This is a genomic window from Nocardia sp. NPDC004718 (genome assembly GCF_053601535.1).
Genome location: NZ_JBSGCA010000058.1, coordinates 18258 through 37514, shown reverse-complemented (window position 1 = coordinate 37514; position 19257 = coordinate 18258). Strand labels below are relative to the sequence as shown.

14 protein-coding genes and 1 tRNA gene are annotated in these 19257 nt (G+C 69.2%); 11 read left to right on the top strand and 4 right to left on the bottom strand.

What is annotated here, in order from left to right:
* Positions 1-759: 759 nt before the first annotated feature.
* Together ACWEH3_RS30565 and ACWEH3_RS30560 are read left to right on the top strand one after the other, a co-directional pair.
* Positions 760-1755 carry an ArsA-related P-loop ATPase gene (locus tag ACWEH3_RS30565; RefSeq protein ID WP_450024049.1) on the top strand — a complete coding sequence of 332 codons (996 nt, stop codon included), beginning with the start codon at positions 760-762 and terminating at the stop codon, positions 1753-1755.
* Positions 1752-2891, top strand: coding sequence for an ArsA family ATPase (locus ACWEH3_RS30560; RefSeq protein ID WP_450024051.1), 1140 nt, complete (start codon positions 1752-1754; stop codon positions 2889-2891). The genes ACWEH3_RS30565 and ACWEH3_RS30560 overlap by 4 nt, the downstream gene beginning before the upstream one ends.
* A gap of 95 nt (positions 2892-2986) precedes the next feature.
* Here ACWEH3_RS30560 and ACWEH3_RS30555 read toward each other — a convergent pair whose 3' ends face one another.
* Positions 2987-3310: a WhiB family transcriptional regulator gene (locus ACWEH3_RS30555; RefSeq protein WP_014981178.1), complete on the bottom strand. Its 324-nt coding sequence runs from the start codon at positions 3308-3310 to the stop codon at positions 2987-2989.
* Positions 3311-3677: 367 nt separating this feature from the next.
* On the opposite strand from ACWEH3_RS30555, the gene ACWEH3_RS30550 reads away from it, so the two are divergent.
* Positions 3678-6044: a penicillin-binding protein gene (locus ACWEH3_RS30550; RefSeq protein WP_450024053.1), complete on the top strand. Its 2367-nt coding sequence runs from the start codon at positions 3678-3680 to the stop codon at positions 6042-6044.
* Between the two features lie 55 nt (positions 6045-6099).
* Here the strand turns inward: ACWEH3_RS30550 and ACWEH3_RS30545 are convergent, their stop codons facing one another.
* On the bottom strand, positions 6100-6564 hold the full coding sequence (locus ACWEH3_RS30545) for a GatB/YqeY domain-containing protein (RefSeq protein ID WP_450024055.1): 465 nt from the start codon (positions 6562-6564) through the stop codon (positions 6100-6102).
* Positions 6565-6697: 133 nt separating this feature from the next.
* Here ACWEH3_RS30545 and ACWEH3_RS30540 point away from each other — a divergent pair, with 133 nt between their 5' ends.
* From ACWEH3_RS30540 to ACWEH3_RS30525, 4 genes are all read left to right on the top strand, one after another.
* Positions 6698-7660, top strand: coding sequence for a metallophosphoesterase (locus ACWEH3_RS30540; RefSeq protein ID WP_450024057.1), 963 nt, complete (start codon positions 6698-6700; stop codon positions 7658-7660).
* A 38-nt stretch (positions 7661-7698) separates the two neighbouring features.
* The gene (locus tag ACWEH3_RS30535; protein WP_450024059.1) at positions 7699-9273 is read left to right on the top strand and encodes a hypothetical protein; all 1575 of its coding nucleotides are present in this window, start codon (positions 7699-7701) and stop codon (positions 9271-9273) included.
* 60 nt (positions 9274-9333) lie between these two features.
* A tRNA-Pro gene (locus ACWEH3_RS30530) sits at positions 9334-9407 on the top strand.
* 293 nt (positions 9408-9700) lie between these two features.
* The gene (locus ACWEH3_RS30525; RefSeq protein ID WP_450024061.1) at positions 9701-10423 is read left to right on the top strand and encodes an SDR family NAD(P)-dependent oxidoreductase; all 723 of its coding nucleotides are present in this window, start codon (positions 9701-9703) and stop codon (positions 10421-10423) included.
* Between the two features lie 54 nt (positions 10424-10477).
* Here the strand turns inward: ACWEH3_RS30525 and ACWEH3_RS30520 are convergent, their stop codons facing one another.
* A complete protein-coding gene (locus ACWEH3_RS30520; RefSeq protein WP_450024063.1) occupies positions 10478-10936 on the bottom strand; it encodes a hypothetical protein in 459 nt (152 codons plus the stop codon).
* A gap of 192 nt (positions 10937-11128) precedes the next feature.
* On the opposite strand from ACWEH3_RS30520, the gene ACWEH3_RS30515 reads away from it, so the two are divergent.
* The 4 genes from ACWEH3_RS30515 (at position 11129) to ACWEH3_RS30500 (ending at position 18578) form a co-directional block, all read left to right on the top strand.
* Positions 11129-11836 (top strand): GntR family transcriptional regulator, encoded by a 708-nt coding sequence (locus ACWEH3_RS30515; RefSeq protein WP_450024065.1) that lies wholly within the window; start codon positions 11129-11131, stop codon positions 11834-11836.
* Between the two features lie 12 nt (positions 11837-11848).
* Positions 11849-15460, top strand: a complete 3612-nt coding sequence (uca, locus tag ACWEH3_RS30510) for an urea carboxylase (RefSeq protein WP_450024067.1) — start codon at positions 11849-11851, stop codon at positions 15458-15460.
* Positions 15461-17182, top strand: a complete 1722-nt coding sequence (gene atzF / locus ACWEH3_RS30505) for an allophanate hydrolase (protein ID WP_450024069.1) — start codon at positions 15461-15463, stop codon at positions 17180-17182.
* Positions 17183-17345: 163 nt separating this feature from the next.
* Complete coding sequence (locus ACWEH3_RS30500; protein ID WP_450024071.1) at positions 17346-18578, top strand: FAD-dependent monooxygenase; 1233 nt, start codon at positions 17346-17348, stop codon at positions 18576-18578.
* A 55-nt stretch (positions 18579-18633) separates the two neighbouring features.
* Here the strand turns inward: ACWEH3_RS30500 and ACWEH3_RS30495 are convergent, their stop codons facing one another.
* A complete protein-coding gene (locus ACWEH3_RS30495; RefSeq protein WP_450024073.1) occupies positions 18634-19224 on the bottom strand; it encodes a TetR/AcrR family transcriptional regulator in 591 nt (196 codons plus the stop codon).
* Positions 19225-19257: the final 33 nt, after the last annotated feature.

The window sequence follows — 19257 nt, the reverse complement described above, 5'->3', positions numbered from 1 at the left end:
GACCGCCGCTGGCGACTTCGTCGCGGACGCGGCGGCCGCGCAAACGCGAGCCGGGCCGCGAACGGAACAGGCTCGGTCTCGCTTCGCTCGAAAGACGTGGTTGCGGTGTGCTGGGTGCGTGGAGCGCTACACCGGTTGGCGGTGGCAATCAACCCGGATTCGAGGTTGCGATCCCCGTGGTTTCGCAGTGGTTTTACGGTTGGGGGGGCACTACTCGACCTCGCCACGGGCGCGGCGGCCGCGTGGGTCCGAGGCGCACCGCGAAGGAGCGATCTGTCTCACCCGGCGCGGCGCAATCGGAACGTATGCCGACTACGGGACAGGTTCGGTCTCCCTTTCTCGAAACCTGTGGTTGCGGTGCGCTCGGCGCATGGGGAGCGGAGTCGCACTACACGGATTCGCGGTGGTTCTATTGCTTGGCTGGAGCGATTTTCGACCTCGCCACGGGCACTGCGGCCGGGCGGTCCGATGCGTACCGGGAATGAGTGGCCTGTCTCACCCGGCTCGGTGGGTCGGCACGATCGTCCGCAACCGGCGCCTGTGTCGTCACGGTGGATCCGCTGGTTCGGCGACTGATTTCGTGTGGTTATCGGCGGCTCGCGGAGTGTGCCCGCAACCTGTCGCGGTGGCGGGGGCAGGGCTGGGAACCGCTATTGGATCAGCCCGTCTGGTACGGCCCGTGCCCCGCGGCGGCGAACCAGTTATAGGCTCGCGATCGTGGGAGTACCAACAGCAGTGCCGCTTTCGGAGGAGCCGGAAGTGGGCGCACGGTGGCCGAAGCGCGCTGAACAGGCCCGCTTGCACTTCGTCTCCGGTAAGGGAGGCACGGGCAAGTCGACGGTTGCCGGGGCGCTGGCCTTGGCGCTCGCCGCGGGCGGGCGCCGGGTGCTGTTGGTGGAGGTGGAGAGCAGACAATCGATCGCGCAGCTGTTCGATCTGCCGCCGCTGCCCCCGACCGAGACACGCATCGCCACCGCGGACGGCGGCGGCGAGGTGGTCGCGCTGGCGCTGGACATCGAGCACGCCTTCCTCGAATACCTGGACATGTTCTACAACCTCGGCTTCGCGGGCCGCGCGATGCGCAGGATGGGCGCCATCGAGTTCGTCACCACGATCGCGCCCGGTCTGCGCGACGTCATCCTGACCGGCAAGATCAAGGAGTGCGCGGTTCGCGTGGACAAGTCCGGCAAGCGGGTCTACGACGAGATCGTGGTCGACGCACCGCCCACCGGCCGGATCGCCGGCTTCCTCGACGTCACCAAGGCGATGGCCGAGGTGGCCAAGGGCGGGCCGATCGCCTCGCAGGCCGAGGGCGTCTCGCAGTTGCTGCATTCCGACCAGACCATGATCCATCTGGTCACGCTGCTGGAGGCGCTGCCGGTGCAGGAAACCGCCGACGCCGTCGCCGAGCTCACCGCCGCGGACCTGCGCATCGGCACCGTCATCGTGAACCGGGCGACCGAGGGCCAGCTCCCGCCCGAGCTGCGCGCCCGCGCCGCTCAGGGCGACCTGGACGCCGACGCCGTCCGGGCGGGCCTGGCCTCCGCGGGGATCAGCCTCCCCGACAGCGACTTCCAGGGGCTGCTCACCGAAACGATCGAGCACTCCGCGACTCTGCAAGCACAGGACGACAGCGCCGAAGAACTGGCGAAGGTCGACATCTCCCGGCTCTACCTGCCCGCCCTGCCCGACGGAATGGACCTGGGCGGCCTGTACGAACTAGCCGAACACCTCACCGCACAGGGAGTCCGATGAGCATGCCGACCCATCCCCCGGCTGCCCCGCTCGATATTTCGCGGATCATCGCCGACCCGTCCGCGCGCGTGGTGGTCTGCTGCGGCTCCGGCGGGGTCGGCAAGACGACCACCGCCGCAGCCATCGCGCTGCGCGCCGCCGAAGAGGGGCGCAAGGTCGTGGTGCTCACCATCGACCCCGCGCGCAGACTGGCGCAGTCACTGGGCGTCGCCGACCTCGGCAACAACCCGCAGCGGGTGGCCCTGGGGCCGGAGGCCAAGGGCGAGCTGCACGCGATGATGCTCAACATGCGTCGCACGTTCGACGACATGGTGCTCGAGCACACCAGCGGAGAGAAAGCGGAGCAGATCTTCGCCAACCCCTTCTATCAGACGGTCGCCTCCTCCTTCGGCGGCACACAGGAATACATGGCGATGGAGAAGCTGGGTCAACTGGCCCATCGCGGCGAGTGGGACCTGATCGTGGTCGACACCCCGCCGTCGCGCAACGCCCTCGACTTCCTGGACGCCCCCAAGCGACTGGGCAACTTCCTCAACGGCCGGATGATCCGGGTGATCATGGCTCCGGGCCGTGGCGTGACCCGGCTCGTGACCGGCGCGATGAGCCTGGCGGTGCGCGGCGTGTCGACCGTCGTCGGAGGACAGATGCTCAAGGACGCGTCGAACTTCCTGCAATCCTTGGAGTCGTTGTTCGGCGGCTTCCAGGAGCGGGCCGAGCGCACCTTCGCGATGCTGTCGAAGCCGGGTACGCATTTCATCGTGGTGGCGGCGCCGGAACCGGACGCGCTGCGGGAGGCCTCGTTCTTCGTCGACCGCCTCTCCACCGAGCGCATGCCGCTGGCGGGCCTGGTGCTCAACCGCACCCATCCCGTGCTGAGCTCGCTACCGGCCGATCACGCGCTCACCGCCGCCGACCAGGTGGCGGACTCCGATCCGCTCACCGCGGCGGTGTTGCGGGTGCACGCCCGCCGGGTCGCCACCGACAAACGGGAACAGCATTTGCTGCACCGCTTCACCGGCGCGCATCCGCGGGTGCCGATCGTGTCGGTGACCGCGCTTCCGTTCGAGGTGTCCGATCTCGACGCGCTGCGCGTCGTCGGCGATCAGCTCACCGGCACGGCCCGCGCGACCGCCTGATACTTAGGCGTATCCGCTATTGCTCCGAACGGAAATAACAGTCCTGAAACGAAACTGAGCCCGCTTCCGCGGGCTCTGTTTCGATTTCGCCGGGGCTACATCGCCACTTGATGCTGGCGCTGGGCCTGGAAGAAATCGGCCCACGAGGTCACTTCCGGATGCTGCTTCAACAGGGCGCGACGCTGCCGTTCCGTCATGCCACCCCACACACCGAACTCGACGCGATTGTCCAGCGCGTCGGCACCACACTGCATGAGCACTGGACAGTGCCTGCAGATCGTCGCCGCTTTGCGCTGCGCCGCGCCGCGGACGAACAACTGATCGGGGTCCACTTCCTTGCATCGGGCCTGGGCTACCCAGGCGATCCTTGCTTCGGCCTGCTCCACGTCCAATCGAGCGATGGGGGTTGTCATGTGCATTTGGTGTGCCCCTTTGCAGTCCGAACACCGGGTCAACGGCGCTCCAGAATCGCGTTGTCACCGCGCAGCACCCAAACCCCGCTGCGAAGTGCACCACATTCCACTTTGAGTGTTAGCTCTATCACACTGGGTTCTCAATCTAGGTAAAGGTATGGCGCTTGCGCAAGACCACCTCGAGATTTTTTGGTACGTCCGTCCCTGCAAAGCCGGGCGCGCACTGGACGGGCAGGCAGATTGCGTGCGCGCCCTCCCGCGACACGCCGCACACGATCACGCGACACGCCCATTCCGGTTCGTGAACAACCAGTTCCGCGCTCCGGACAAATGCCGCCAAGAACGCCGGAATGGCAACCCGTAGTCTTGATTCGTGCCGATCACACATACGCTCGCGCGGCTGGCCGGTAGCTGCGTGCTGGCCTCCGTGCTCGTCGCCGGGTTGTTGTTCCCGCTCGCCGGCGGCTTCGGGTTCGTCTCCAACCGTGCCGCCGACGCTGTCGACAACGTCTCCTCGGAGCTGGTCGAGGGAACGGTGCCCGCGGTCTCGACCATGGTCGACGCGGCGGGCAATCCGATCGCCTGGCTGTATGAGCAACGCCGCTTCGAGGTGCCCAGCGACCGGATCTCCAACGACATGAAACTGGCGATCGTGTCCATCGAGGACCGCCGCTTCGCCGAGCACGAGGGCGTCGACTGGCAGGGCACGCTACGCGCGTTCCTCACCAACTCCGCCAGCGGTGAGGTCCAGCAGGGCGCCTCGACGCTGGACCAGCAGTACGTGAAGAACTTCCAGCTGCTGGTGGTCGCCAAGACCGACGCCGAGCGCCGCGCCGCCATCGAGACCACTCCGGCCCGCAAGATCCGGGAGATCCGGATGGCGCTGACGCTGGACCGTCAGCTGACCAAGGACGAGATCCTCACCAGGTACCTGAACCTCGTCCCGTTCGGCAACTCGTCCTACGGCATCCAGGATGCCGCGAAGACCTACTTCGGCGTGGACGCGGCCGAACTGAACGTCTCCCAGGCCGCGATGCTCGCAGGCATGGTGCAGAGTTCGTCCAAACTGAACCCCTACACCAACCCGGACGGCGTGCTGGCCAGGCGCAACACGGTGCTGGACACCATGATCCAGAACATTCCCAGCCGCGCCGAGGAGTTCCGCGAGGCGAAGACCAAGCCGCTGGGCGTGCTGCCCGAACCCAAGGGCCTGCCGCGCGGCTGCATCGCGGCCAACGACCGCGGCTTCTTCTGCGACTACGCGCTCGAGTACCTGGCCAACGCCGGGATCAGCCGCGAACAGATCGAGAAGGGCGGCTACCTGATCAAGACCACCCTCGATCCGGCCGTGCAGGACTCGGTGAAACGATCGGTGACCGACGCGGCGAACCCGAACCTGGACAACATCGCGGAAGTCATGTCGGTGGTCGGCCCAGGGCACGACACGCACCCGGTGATCGCGATGGCCAGCAGCCGCACCTACGGCCTGAACCGGGACGCGAACGAGACCGTGCAGCCGCAGCCGTACTCCATGGTCGGCGACGGCGCGGGCTCGATCTTCAAGATCTTCACCACCGCGGCGGCCATGGAGAAGGGGCTCGGCATCGACGCCCAGCTCGACGTGCCGGGGCGGTTCGAGGCCAAGGGCATGGGTAACGGCGGCGCACGCGGGTGCCCGGCCGCCACGTACTGCGTCGAGAACGCGGGCAAGTACAAGTCGCCCATGTCGGTGACCGAAGCGCTGGCGACGTCGCCGAACACCGCGTTCGTCAAGCTGATCCAGGCCGTGGGCGTCACCCCGACCGTCGACATGGCGGTCCGGCTCGGCATGCGCTCGTTCACCGAAGCGGGCACCTCCGGCCACGGCAACCAGAGCCTGGCCGACATGATCAAGGAACAGAACCTCGGCTCGTTCACCCTGGGACCGGTCGCGATCAACCCGCTGGAGCTGTCCAACGTCGCCGCGACGCTGGGGTCCGGCGGCCGCTGGTGCCCGCCGAACCCGATCAAGGAGGTCGTCGACCGTCAGGGCAAGCAGGTACCGCTGACCCAGCAGGCCTGTGAGCAGGTCGTCGAGCCCGGCCTGGCCAACACCCTGGCCAACGCCATGAGCAAGGACGACATCTCCGGAACGGCGGCGGGCGCGGCCCAGTCGGTGGGCTGGAACTTCCCGATGTCGGGCAAGACCGGTACCACTGAAAGCCACCGGTCCTCGGCCTTCCTCGGCTTCACGAACGCTCTGGCCGCCGCGGTCTACGCCTACGGTGACAGCCCGACCCCGGGTGAGATCTGCTCGTTCCCGCTGCGCAACTGCGGCGACGGCAACCTGTTCGGCGGTAACGAACCCGCGCGCACCTGGTTCAACGCCATCAAACCGGTGATACCGCTGTTTCCGCCGCCCGTGTTGCCCCCGTTGGACAACAAGTACGTGCGTGGCGCGAACAACGCGCAGGTACCCGATGTCGTCGGCATGACCCAGGGCGAGGCCACCTCGGCGCTGGTCGCCGCGGGCTTCCAGGTGTCGCCCGTGACCGGGGCCGGCGATCGGCCCAAGGGCACCGTCATGGGCACCGCGCCCAACGGGTCGGCGATCCCCGGCTCGGTGATCACGCTGTACATCAGCGACGGCACCGTCCGGGCCGCGCCGCCGCCGGGGCCGCCCGCACCGCCGCCGGGAATCCCGGGGCTGCCCGTGCCGCGGCTGCCACCGATCCCCATCCCGATCCCGATCCCGCGCTGAGCACGCGAAAGGGGCCGCGAACCACACGGTTCGCGGCCCCTTTCGCATCGCCGTCCTACAGCCGCGCTTTCACCGCGGCCGAGATGCGCGAGCCGTCGGCCTTGCCCGCGGCGAGCCCGGTGGCGATCTTCATGACCTGTCCCATCTGCCGCATGCCGGGACGCTCCCCGATCTCCTCGGCGACCTGCGCGATGGCGGTGTCGGCGAGATCGGCGACCTCGGCCTCGGTCAACTGAGTCGGCAGGTACTCGTCGATGATCTGTGCCTCGGCGCGCTCGTTCGCCGCCAGTTCGCCGCGCCCGGCCTGCGTGTAGACCTCGGCGGATTCGTTGCGCTTCTTCGACTCCTTCTGCAGCACGGAGACGACCTCGGCGTCGGTGAGTTCACGGGCCGCCGAGCCGGCGACCTCGGCGTTCTGAATCGCCGACAGCAGCATCCGCAACGTGGAAAGGCGCAGCGTGTCCTTGGCTTTCATCGCGGCGGTGAGATCCGTCCGCAGCTGCGATTTGAGTTCCGACATGCCGCTCACGGTAGCCGCTGGAACGCGGCGGTCCCACTACATTTGCCGCGCGGCCCGATTTCCCGCCGGAAAAACGGGCGCCTGTGCGGAAACACACTCGGCGCTCCTGAGCGAGGTCACCTATGCTGGGCAAATGCCCGTGATCTCGACCTCTGCTGTACGCACGACCGCGCTGGGAGCCGCCGGGGCCGCGGTGGCCGGAATCGGCTACGCCTCGCTGGTCGAACGCAACGCCTTCGTCCTACGGGAGGCGACCATGCCCGTGCTGGCGCCGGGGTCGTCGTCGCTGCGGGTGCTCCACCTCAGTGACCTGCACATGATGCCGGGACAGAAGCTCAAGCAGCAGTGGCTACGGGAGCTGGATCGGCTGGAGCCCGACCTGGTGGTCAACACCGGCGACAACCTCTCGCATCAGAAGTCGGTGCCCGCGGTAGTTCAGGCCCTCGGCGGATTGCTCTCCCGCCCGGGCCTTTTCGTTTTCGGCAGCAACGACTACTTCGCTCCGGTGGCGAAGAACCCGCTGAAGTACTTCAAGAAGGACCACCGCCGCACCTACGGCGCTCCGCTGCCGTGGAAAGACCTGCGTGCGGCTTTCACCGAGCGCGGTTGGCTCGATCTGACGCACGTGCGCCGCGATCTCGAAGTGGCAGGCATCCGCATCGCCACCGCCGGTGTGGACGATCCGCACTTGCAGCGCGACCGGTACGACACTGTCGCGGGGGCCCCGAATCCCTTGGCCGACCTGCGGCTCGGCCTCACCCACTCCCCTGAGCCCCGAGTGCTGGACCGTTTCGCCGAGGACGGGTACGACCTGGTGCTCGCCGGGCACACCCATGGCGGCCAGTTGTGCCTGCCCGGCTACGGCGCTCTGGTCACCAACTGCGGGATCGACCGGTCCCGGGTGAAGGGGCCGTCGAAGTGGGGGGAGCACACCCGGTTGCACGTCTCCGCGGGTGTCGGCACCTCGCCGTGGGCGCCGTACCGGTTCTGCTGCCGTCCGGAGGCGACCCTGTTGACGCTGGTGGCCGCGCCGCCGAAGCGGCCGGGCGCCGACACGGGCCATGGAGTGTCGGCATCGGAGGCCGTCGCCCGCTAATGTCCCCTGCCGAGACGTGTGGCAGGTAGGGGACAACTGTGAGTGGATTCGACGACCGGCGCGACCCGACGACTCCGGGGCGGCCCGCCGGGCCGCCGACCCCTCGGCAACCGCCCTACCCCCCATTGCGTTCCGTTCCTGCTTCAGCGGACGACGGTAACGACGCTCGACCACCGCACAGCGGAGCGCATCCGGGCGGAACCGACGACTCGGGACGCCCCGCCGGCACGCCTTGGCAGCGGGGCGCTCAGGGCCGGTCTTCCGGCCTGATCCCGGGCCAGCCGCGTTCGGGCCCAGCCGAGCACGGCGCGACGCCTCAGTGGTGGCAGTCCGACCCGGCCACGCAGTGGCAGCCGTACCAAGAGCCCGCACCCACACTCCAGTGGCAGCCGGGCGGGCAGAGCGATCCCGCACCGGCTCGGCCGCAGGGCACGCAGGACGACCCGACCTTGCTCGCTCCGTCGTCGGGTGGTCCCGCGCAACCCGGACCGTCGGGCCACAACGATCCCACCATGCAGGCCCCGTCCCTCGGGCATACGCCCTCCGGGCAGTGGCCACCGCAGGGCGGTTCCGGCCCGGGTACAGCCGGGCGCAACGATCCGACCATGCTCGGCCAACCGCTCGGCGCGCTCGACCCCTTCGGCCGCGGGGGGCCGGGTCCCGTGCCGGGCCCCGGCGATTCGGCACCGACCTTGCTCGGCTATCCGAGCGCGGATCGATTCGGCCCACCGGCACAGGCCGCACAGTGGCAACCGGGCGGCGGACCCGGGCAATACGGCACGGCGCCGGATGGCCGATATCACCCGGGCTATGGTCCACAGGCCGGAGGGCCGCCACCGAACCGTCCGAGCGGGAGCGGCCGAGGGAAGGTCCTTCTGTCGGCCGGACTGGCGGTGCTGCTGGTAGCCGGTCTCGTTGCCGGGGCAGTGGTCCTCACCCGGATGAAGACGAACGATCCCGGCCAGGGCACCGCGCCATCGATGGTGAACGCGCTCAACACCACCACAGCGAGCGCGCCCGCCCGGACCACAACCAGATCGGCCCCGACGACGACCGCGCGAGGTTCCGGCGACAAGACTCCGGTCGTCCCCGGCTATCAGGTCGTCCGAGCACCCGACAGCGGCGCCGCCTACGACGTACCCGCCGACTGGACGGTGGCGCCGCAGGGCACCATCGGCGGCTTCGGCGAGCCACCGAATGCCGTCGCGGGGAAGGGCTTGGCCAGCGAGGGCAAGGGCTACTGCCCTGGCTCGACCCGGACCGTAGCTTTCCTCACCGGCTCGAACACCTCCGACCCGGGGAAGGCGGCCACCGAACTCGGTACGAGGACCGCCACGCTCGCCTACACCGCGACCCAAGGCGGCACACCCGGCCTACCCATGCCACTGGCGTCGCTGGACGGATCGCAGCACGGCATGTTCGTGGAGACCAAGGGCACCGTCTCCGACGCCAAGCCCGGCTGCGCGAAGGCGTACTCCGTCTACACCGCCGCGTTCCCCAACGACCAGGGCAACTTCGTCATGGTGATCGCCGCCGACACGGGCGTCCCGCACGCGCTCGACGCCGAGACCGCCAAGAAGATCTTCACCAGCATCCGCCCCCTCGCAGGGTGACTGACCTGCCGGTTTAACGTCTCGGGCACCCCTGTTGTAAGCTACTCCAGGTTCGCTTCACGGGGTGTGGCGCAGCTTGGTAGCGCGCTTCGTTCGGGACGAAGAGGTCGCAGGTTCAAATCCTGTCACCCCGACTCGTGGTTGAGACGACGGAAAGGCCCCTGACCGGTGCACGGTCGGGGGCCTTCTCCGTTGATCCAGACGTCCGCGGACAGCGCACTCCGCTCGGTTTTCTTCCGACAGATGGTCTCGGTGCGTCCGAGCCGCTGCGGCGGTGCGGAACCCGCTCAGGTCGGCCGGTGCGGATGCTCACCGTTGCCGGGAACCCGACACTATGGTGGTCGGCGGCCCTTCGTAGGTTGGTCCGCTCGCATGCGGGAATATCATCGCTGAAACCGAATTCCCGCAATCGACGAAAGGTCGGCAGATGAGCAAGCCCGTCGACAGCGTGCCCGCGGACAGACCGCTGTCCGGGAAGACCGCCCTGGTCACGGCGGCCTACACCGGAATCGGCAGGTCGATCGCGAAAACTCTTGCCGCGCAAGGCGCTCAGGTCGTGGTGCAGCATCCGCACTTCCCCGAGCCCGCCGCGGACGTCGTCAAGGAGATCACCGAGGCGGGCGGCGCGGCGCTGGCACTCGCGGCGGACATCGCCGATCGCGACGAATACGAGGAGCTGGTGCAGGCGCTGCTCGAGGATTGCGGCGGGTGGCACGTGCTGGTCAACACCGCGGCGGTGCCGGAGTCCGAGCCGTTCCCGAAGCTCAGCTCGGAGGCGTTCGACAGCAATTTCGCGGCCACGGTGAAGGGCGTCTTCCACGGCCTGCAACTGGCGTTGCAGCACTTGGCCGACGAAGGCCGGGTCATCACCGTCTGCGATCCCGCCGACCCGGGCGGCGCGATGCACGAAGCGGCGCGCGGCGCGGTCGAGCAGCTCGGCCGGGCGGTGGCCCCGGACTTCGCGTCCCGGCGGATCACCGTCAATACGGTCAGCTACGGCGTCGGGACGACCGACAACGCGGAACTCGAGGCCGCCCTCGCCGCGATGCGGCCGACCGAGCCGGGCGCGGTGGTCGCCTATCTGGCCGGTAACGCGGCGAGCACGGTGAACGCACAGGTCATCCGGCTCGACGGGACGGGCGGCCGGTAGCAGGCGCGGCTGCGGCCGACGCGCCTGCGGTCAGCGAGCGCGCCGGCCGGACGCTCAGGCGGTGACCGTACCGCCGTAGGAACTGAATCCCCGGCCCAGTGCCTGGCAGGTGAAGCTGCCGTGGAAGCCGACCTGGCACGACGCTCCGGCGTGCTCGATGATCGGACCCCACTGGCCCGAACCGGTTTTCACGTCGTTGATGCTGGGGTTGCCACCCGGCAGCGTGTACGGCGTGGCCGGGTCGAAGGTGGGATGCGCGGGCAGCCAGGCCTGGTCGATCACGATCTCGTTCACCGTCACCGGCACCGGGATGTAGGTGCCGCCGACGTAGTAGCTCATGTGCTGGGGGTAGCCGAAATCGCATCCGACGGAGCCGTCCGCGAAGATCGCGCAGTTCGTGCTGCCCGCCGAGAAGTAGACCGTGCCCGGGTCGGATTGGGCGTTGCCGGCCGCCACAAGGGTCGCCATCGCCGCGGCGGCGAGTGCTCCGGCGATCTTCGTGCTGCGCTTCATACCGTCTCCTTGATGCTTCGCTGATGGACAACCGACTCGATGACACTGTCGGGGCCGCGCGGGATTTCGTTTCGCTCCGAGTACCCCGCACGGCCGCCGAACATTGCTCCGACCGGCGCGGTGAGCAGACGCTAACGCGGCGATAACTTACGGTCACTCCATCGAAATGCGAGGTCAATAGCGTATACAGCCATGTCGACACGGATAGCGACACTGGCCGACGCGGCGGGCAAACCCCTGCGCGACGTGGTGTACGAGAAGCTACGCAGCGAACTCATGAACGGGGACATCAAGTTCGGCGAACGTCTTACCGAGCCGAAACTCTCCACCCGCTTCGGCATCTCGCGCACGCCGATTCGCGAAGCGCTGACCGTCCTGTGCTCGGACGGACTACTCCAACGCGAAGAATACGGGTTCAGTCCGGTCCGGCCGAGCATCCCGCTGATCCGCGACTTGTACGAGCTGCGAATCACGCTGGAGCTGGGCGGTCTCCAGCGCGCGATGACCAATCCCGCGGTCACGCACGATCGGGCGCTGCTGGAAACCGAGCGCGCCGCCTGGCTGGAACTGCGCGCCGACCCTCCGGCCCAGGAGCCCGGCTTCGTGGTGCGCGACGAGGAATTCCACGTCACGCTGCTGACCGCGGCGGGCAACACCGAGATGGTTCGCGCGCTCAGAGCGGTGAATTCCCGCATCCGGCACGTACGCATGTACGACTTCATGGTCAACAACCGGATCGAGACCACCATCGCCGAGCACCTCGGAATCTTGGACGCCGTGCTGGCGGAGGACCTTCCGCTCGCGTATCGGCTGCTGCACGCGCACATCGGTGAATCGCTGGACGTGGTGCTCGAGCGGGTCACCCGCGCGATCGCGGCGATGTCGCTGGCTACGGAATAGCAGGGAGCGGTAATGAGTCTGGAATTCGATACGGTACTCGTCGCCAATCGCGGCGAGATCGCTTGCCGCATCATGCGCACGGCCCGGGAACTCGGGCTGAAGACGGTGGCCGTTTACTCCGATGCCGATATCGGCGCCGCGCACGTCGAAATGGCCGATGTCGCCGTGCACCTGGGTCCGGGACCGGCCGCGCAGTCCTACCTGCGTGCCGATTCGGTGGTCGAGGCGGCGCTGACGACCGGAGCGGGGGCCATTCATCCCGGCTACGGGTTTCTCTCCGAAAATGCCGATTTCGCCGCCGAGGTCGAGAAAGCGGGCATCGCGTTCGTCGGACCGACCCCACAGCAACTGCGCGTCTTCGGTGACAAGCACACCGCACGCACCGCCGCACGCGCGGTGGGGGTGCCGCTCATCCCGGGCAGCGACCTGCTCGAATCGGCCGAACACGCGGTGGCGGAAGCGGAGCGGATCGGTTTCCCCGTGATGCTGAAGGCGGTCGGCGGCGGTGGCGGCATCGGCATGCAGGCCTGCTTCGGCCCGGACAAGGTGCGCGCAGCCTACGAGCGGGTGCAACGCATCGCCGCGGCGAACTTCGGTTCGGCGGGCGTCTTCCTGGAGCGTTTCGTCGCGCGCGCCAGGCACGTCGAGGTGCAGCTGTTCGGTGACGGCAACGGCCGCGTCGTCAGCCTCGGCACCAGGGACTGCTCGCTACAACGTCGCAACCAGAAGGTGATCGAGGAGGCGCCCGCGCCGGGACTCACCGCGGAGTTGTCCGAGCACCTGCTCGCCGCGTCGCGGGAACTGGCCCGCTCGGTCGGGTACCGCTCGGCCGGGACGGTGGAGTTCGTCTACGACACCGACAGCGGCGCCGCGTCGTTCCTGGAGATGAACACTCGCCTCCAGGTCGAACACCCGGTCACCGAGGCGGTCACCGGCGTCGACTTGGTCGAGTGGATGCTGCGCCTGGCCGGCGGCGACACCGCGATGGTGGACGAGCAGCCCGAGAGCGGACCGGCGATCACCGGCCATGCGGTGGAGGCGCGGGTCTACGCGGAAGATCCCGGCCACGATTACCGTCCGAGCGCGGGCCTGGTCACAGCCGCGCACTTCCCGGACGACGTCCGGGTCGACACCTGGGTCGGCACCGGTTCGGAGGTCAGTTCGTATTACGACCCGCTGCTGGCCAAGGTGATCAGCGCGGGCGAGAGCCGAGCCGACGCCTTCGCCGCGCTGCGCACCGCGCTCGGCGCGACCCGCGTCTACGGTGTGCAGACGAATCTGCCGCAACTGCGCCAGGCCGCGGCCGACGGCCGGGTCCTGCGCACCGCGCACACCACGACCACGCTGGCCGAGATCCGCCCGGTCGGCCGCCGCATCGACGTGCTGCGCGGCGGAACCATGACCACGGTGCAGGACCATCCGGGCCGGATCGGCTTGTGGGAGGTCGGCATTCCGCCGTCCGGTCCGATGGACGACCTCTCCTTCACCCTCGCCAACACAGCGGTCGGCAACCCGGTCGGCGTCCCGGCGCTCGAATGCACCTTGCAGGGCCCGCAATTGCGCTTCTCCGACACCACGGTCGTGTGCGTCACCGGTGCGCCGGCTCCGGTGACGGTGGACGGCCGCCCGGTGGCCATGTGGGAGCCCGTCACCGTGGCCGCGGGCGCGGTACTGGACATCGGCGCACCGACCGACACCGGCCTGCGCACCTATTTGGCGGTGCGCGGCGGCATCGACGCGCCGCTCTATCACGGCAGCGCGTCCACCTTCACCCTCGGCGGATTCGGAGGTGTGACCGGTAAGGCGGTGGCCACCGGCGACGTGCTCGGAATCGCCCCGGCGCCCGCCGACACGCTCGGCGCGCCGGCCGCGGTACCGCCGGGTGACCGGCCGGAGTTCACCCACGAGTGGCAGCTCGCGGTCGGTGTCGGCCCGCAGACCTCGCCCGCGTACTTCACCGACGCCGACATGACCCGGTTCTGCACGTACCCATGGCGAGTCGGCAGCCACGCCAACCGCACCGGCATCCGGCTGGAGGGCCCGAAACCGGCCTGGTCGCGCACCGACGGTGGTGAGGCCGGGCTGCACCCGTCCAATCTGCACGACAACCCGTACAGCGTTGGCGCGTTGAACGTCTCCGGCGACACGCCCATCCTGCTCGGTCCCGACGGTCCGAGCCTCGGCGGCTTCGCCTGTCCGCTCACCGTGGTGTCCGCGCATCGCTGGCGGATGGGCCAGTTGCGTCCCGGCGACTCGGTGCGGTTCGTGCCGGTCGACGACGACAAGGCGGCCGCGCTGCGCGCGTCCAACGGCAGCCGGGTGCCGGATCTGGTCACCGATACCCGCGCCGCCCTGCGTGATCGCGGCGTACTCGGCAGTGTCGAGGCGTCGCAGGACCGCCCGCGCGTGCGGTATCTGCGCGGCGGGGACGACAACGTGTTGGTCGAATACGGGGAGATGGTCCTCGATCTGGGGCTGCGCATGCGGGTGCACGCACTGGCCGAAGCTCTCGCGGCCGTGCGGCTGCCCGGCATTCTCGACGTGACTCCGGGCGTCCGGTCGCTGCACGTCCACTTCGACCCCGAGGTGCTGCCGCAGCATCGGTTGCTCGGCACGTTGGCCGAACTCGAACTCGACCTGCCCGCCACGACCGACCTGGTGGTGCCGAGCCGCACCATCCGGCTGCCGCTGTCGTTCGACGACCCCTCCATCGCCGAGGCTATCGATCGCTACCGCAGCGGCGTGCGCGACGCCGCGCCCTGGCTGCCGTCGAACATCGAGTTCATCCGCCGCATCAACGGGCTCGGCAGCGTGGACGATGTGCGCACCACCGTTTTCGACGCCGAGTATCTGGTCCTCGGTCTCGGAGACGTGTACCTCGGTGCGCCGCTGGCGGTTCCGCTCGATCCGCGGCACCGCCTGGTCACCACCAAGTACAACCCGGCGCGCACCTGGACTCCCTCCGACGCGGTCGGCATCGGCGGCAAGTACCTGTGCGTCTACGGTATGGCCTCACCGGGCGGTTACCAGCTGATCGGCCGCACCGTGCCGATCTGGTCCAGCTACCGGCAGTCCGCGCCGTTCGAAGCGGGCACGCCCTGGCTGTTCCGGTTCTTCGATCGCATCGTCTGGGAACCCGTCGGCGCGGAGCAGTTGCTCGAACACCGTGCCGCGGCCGAGGCGGGCAGATTCGACGCCGAGGTGAGCGAGGGCAGTTTCGCGCTCGCCGACCATCTGCGGCTGCTGCGCACGGAGGCCGATTCGATCGCTGAGTTCGAGACCGAGCAGGCCGCCGCGTTCGAGGCGGAGAAGGAAGCCTGGCGGGCGGCGGGCGAGTTCGAACGCGGCACCGTCGCGCCCGTCGCCGCACCGATCGAAGACCCGTTGGCCGGGCTGCCCGCCGACGCGACGGTGGTGTCCGCGCCGATGATCGGCAATGTGTGGCGCGTGGAAGTCCAGCCGGGGCAGCGCGTCACGGCCGATGCGCCGGTGGCCGTCCTGGAGGCGATGAAGCTCGAACTACCTGTGCACAGCCCGAGCGGGGGCACCGTGCTGAAGGTATTGACCGCGCCCGGCGCCAAGGTGGAGCCGGGCACTCCCCTAGTAGTGATCGGAGTCGACTGAATGCCCGTTCCAGGCAACACGGCAGCCGACCCCGTCGAACGCGTCGCGGCCGCCTATCGGCGGATTGTCGAGGTCGATCGGCCGGAGGTGTGGATCACCCTGCGACCGGAGCCCGAGGTCGCCGCCGAAGCGGCCGCCCTCGCGCGACGGCTCGCCGCCGGAGAGACCTTGCCGCTGGCCGGAGTCCTGGTGGCGGTGAAGGACAACATCGATGTGGCGGGGCTGCCGACCACCGCGGCCTGCCCCGAGTTCGCCTACCAGCCGGAGGTGACCGCGGCGGCGATCGAGCGGTTGCTCGCGGCCGGAGCGCTGGTGCTGGGCAAGACGAATCTGGACCAGTTCGCCACCGGGCTGGTCGGGACGCGCAGCCCGTACGGCGCGGTGCGCAATGCTTTCGACCCGGAGTTGGTGTCGGGCGGGTCGAGTTCCGGTTCCGCGGTGGCGGTCGCGCTCGGCATCGCGGATATCGGAATCGGCACCGACACCGCCGGATCCGGCCGCGTGCCCGCCGCGCTGCACGGGATCGTCGGCATCAAAGCCACGCTGGGCGTGATCCCGGCGCACGGGACCGTGCCGGCCTGCGCGGACTACGACGCCGTGACGGTCTTCGCCGCCGACCTCGCCTCGGCGGTAGCCGCGGCGGCGATGATGGCGGGCCCGGAGCCGCGTGACCCGCGCAGCCGAAGCTGGCCCGCCGACGTCCGGTTGGCCGCCCCGCTCGCGCCGCGCATCGCCGTGCCGCGTCCCGAGGATCTGGCCGCGCTCAGCGAGCCATATCGAGAAGCGTTCGCGCGCACTGTCGCCGCGGTCGGCGAAACCGGCGCGAAGACCGAGGAGATCGACATCTCCGCCCTGCTCGACGCCGCGCTGTTGCTCTACGACGGCGCGCTCGTCGCCGAACGCTATGCCGCGGTGGGCGCGTTCCTGGACACCGCCCCCGCGGGCGCCGATCCCACGGTCGCCGCCATCATCGGCGCGGCGCGGCAGAAGACCGGTCCCGCGTTCGCCGCCGACCTCGACACACTCGCCCGCGCCAAGGCGGCGGCCGCCGAACTCCTGCACGGCTTCGACGCACTGCTGTTGCCGACGACCACCGAGCACCCGAGCATCGCCGCGGTGCGGGCCGATCCGGTCGGCATCAACCGGCGAATGGGCACGTACACCAACTTCTGCAACCTGCTGGACATGGCCGCCGTCGCCGTCCCCGGCGCCCCTACCACCGAGGGCGCGCCGTTCGGCGTCATGCTGGTCACTCCCGCCTTCGCCGATCAGGTGGCCGTCGATCTCGCCGCCCGTCTGGTCGGTCTCGACAGTGCTCCGCTGTTCGTCGATCGCGGTGTCGACCTGGCCGTCTTCGGCGCGCACCTGCGCGGGCAGCCGCTGCACTGGCAGCTCGAGCAACTGGGCGCCCGCTTCCTCGGCGACATCCGGACCACCGACGCCTACCGCCTGACCGCACTGGACACCACGCCGCCCAAGCCGGGGCTGGTGCGACACGGACCGGGCCGCGGCGCTCCGATCGAAGGGGAACTGTTCCGCGTCTCCCCTGCGGGGCTGGGTGGCTTCCTCGCCGATTTGCCGGCTCCCATGGCGCTGACCAGCGTCGAACTCGCCGATGGCCGCGACGTCGTAGGGTTCGCCTGTACCTACGACGCCGCGAGCGCCGCAACCGACATCACCCACCACGCGAGCTGGCGCGGATACCTCCGAGACCGCGCCTAGCTCCTGCGATCCACCGAAGGCCCATGGCCGCGAGAACTCTTCGCCGCCATGGGCCTTTCTCGTTCGGGGTCGTTTAGACATTTGTACTAGACATTCGTGTAAGAGTCGTGTTAGACATATGTCTAAGACATTTGGACAAACACCTGGGAGTCGAGGAAAAGTCATGAGCGCCAAGTCCGTAAGCAGCCAGCTCCGCGTGCTCGTCGCCGGCGGCGGCATCGGCGGCAATGCCGTCGCGCTGCAACTGCTCCGGTCCGGCATCCGGGCCACCGTGGTGGAGCGCGCCGCGGCGCCGCGACCGGGCGGGCAGGCCGTCGACCTGCGCGGACCCAGCCGCGAGGTGGCCGAGCGGATGGGCATGATGCCCGGCATCCGCGATTATCAGCTCGATGAGCGCGGCATGAAGTACGTCGACGACGCGGGCCGCGAAATCCTCCGCATGCCCGCCGAACTCTTCGACGGCAAGGGCGCCGTCGCCGAAATCGAGATCACCCGCGGGGACCTCAACCAGGTGCTGCTCGACCTGCTCGCCGCCGAAGGCGGCGTCGACTACCGCTACGGCGAGTGGATCACCGACATCCGGCAGGACGACGCGGGCGTCGACGTGACCTTCGCTTCCGGCGCGGCCGAGCGATTCGACATCGTGATCGGCGCGGATGGGCTGCACTCCGCTACCCGCGGGATGGTGTTCGGCCCGGAGGAGCAGTTCGCGACGTACCTGGGCGGATACATGTCGTTCTTCACGCTGCCGCGACCGGAAGACCTGGAACCGCACTGGTTCACGATGCATTCGCTGGTCGGAGCCACCGGCTTGGGCATGCGCTCCGACGCCGACCCGGCCACCTGCAAAGCGCTCGTCGTGATCCGCGCCGCGGCGGATCCCGCGCTGCGGCGGGACGTCACGGCACAGCAGCAGTTCATCCGCGAGCGCCTGGCCGGCGGCGGCTGGGAGTCCGCTCGCATCGCGGCGGCGATGACCGATGCGCCGGACTTCTACTTCGACGAGCTGGCCCGCATCGACATGCCGAGCTGGGTCCAGGGCCGGGTGGTCCTGCTCGGCGACGCCGGGTACTGCGGTTCCCCGCTCACCGGGCAGGGCACCGCGATGGCACTGGTGGGCGCGTACGTGCTCGCCGGTGAGCTCACCGCGCACGCCGACAACCCCGAACAGGGCCTGGCCCGCTACGAAGAGGTCTTGCGCCCCTTCGTGAAGACGGCCCAGCAGTTGCAGCCGGGCGGCTTGAACGCGATGACGCCCAAGTCGCGCTTCGGCATCCGCGCGGGCCACACCCTCAGCAAAATGATGATGTCGAAGGCGATGCGACCGGTCATGATGCGGATGCTGAGCAAGACCGAGACCTACGACCTGCCCGACTACTCGGCAGCGACCGTCTGAACCCGTGGCCCGCGCTTCGACCGGAGTCCCGTGGGGCTCCGGTCGACGACCGGCGTCAGTCGATCACGGTCCGGTCGTCGAGCAGGAACGGCAGCACGAAGGTGCGCAACATCGCTCGTTCCTCGTCTTCTCCCGCGCCGGGCAGCGTCAGCAACGACACCATCGCGCGCACCACCCACCGGCCGACGCGCTCGGCCGCGAGCGGGGGCAACCCAGGACGGAATCCGGCGACGAAATCCGTGGCGAGCGCGTCGACCACACCCGGCGAATTGGCCAGCTGGGCCACGATTCCCGCGTTGGACGGTTCGAACCAGACCGCCAGATGCGGCGTCTTGCGCACCTCGGCCAACAGTGCGGTCAACGTGTCGAGCAGTTGCGCCCCGGGCTCCGGGCTCGCGGGCTCCGCCCGGTCCCGCCAGACCCGCTCGACCAGCTGCCGCGCCTCCCGGCCCGCGAACGCCACGTAGAGCGCCTGCCGATTCTCGAAATAGCGATACAGCGTCGCCCTGGAACAGCCCGCGGCGTCGGCGACTTCGGCCATGCCGACCCCGCTGACGCCCTTGTCGATGAACAGCGCGCGCACCGCGTCGAGAATGCGCTCACCGGCCAATTCGGCGCGACCGTCGGCCAGCCAATCGCCACTCATGCCGTGTCCCTTCCGGCGCGAACGAGGTCTTCC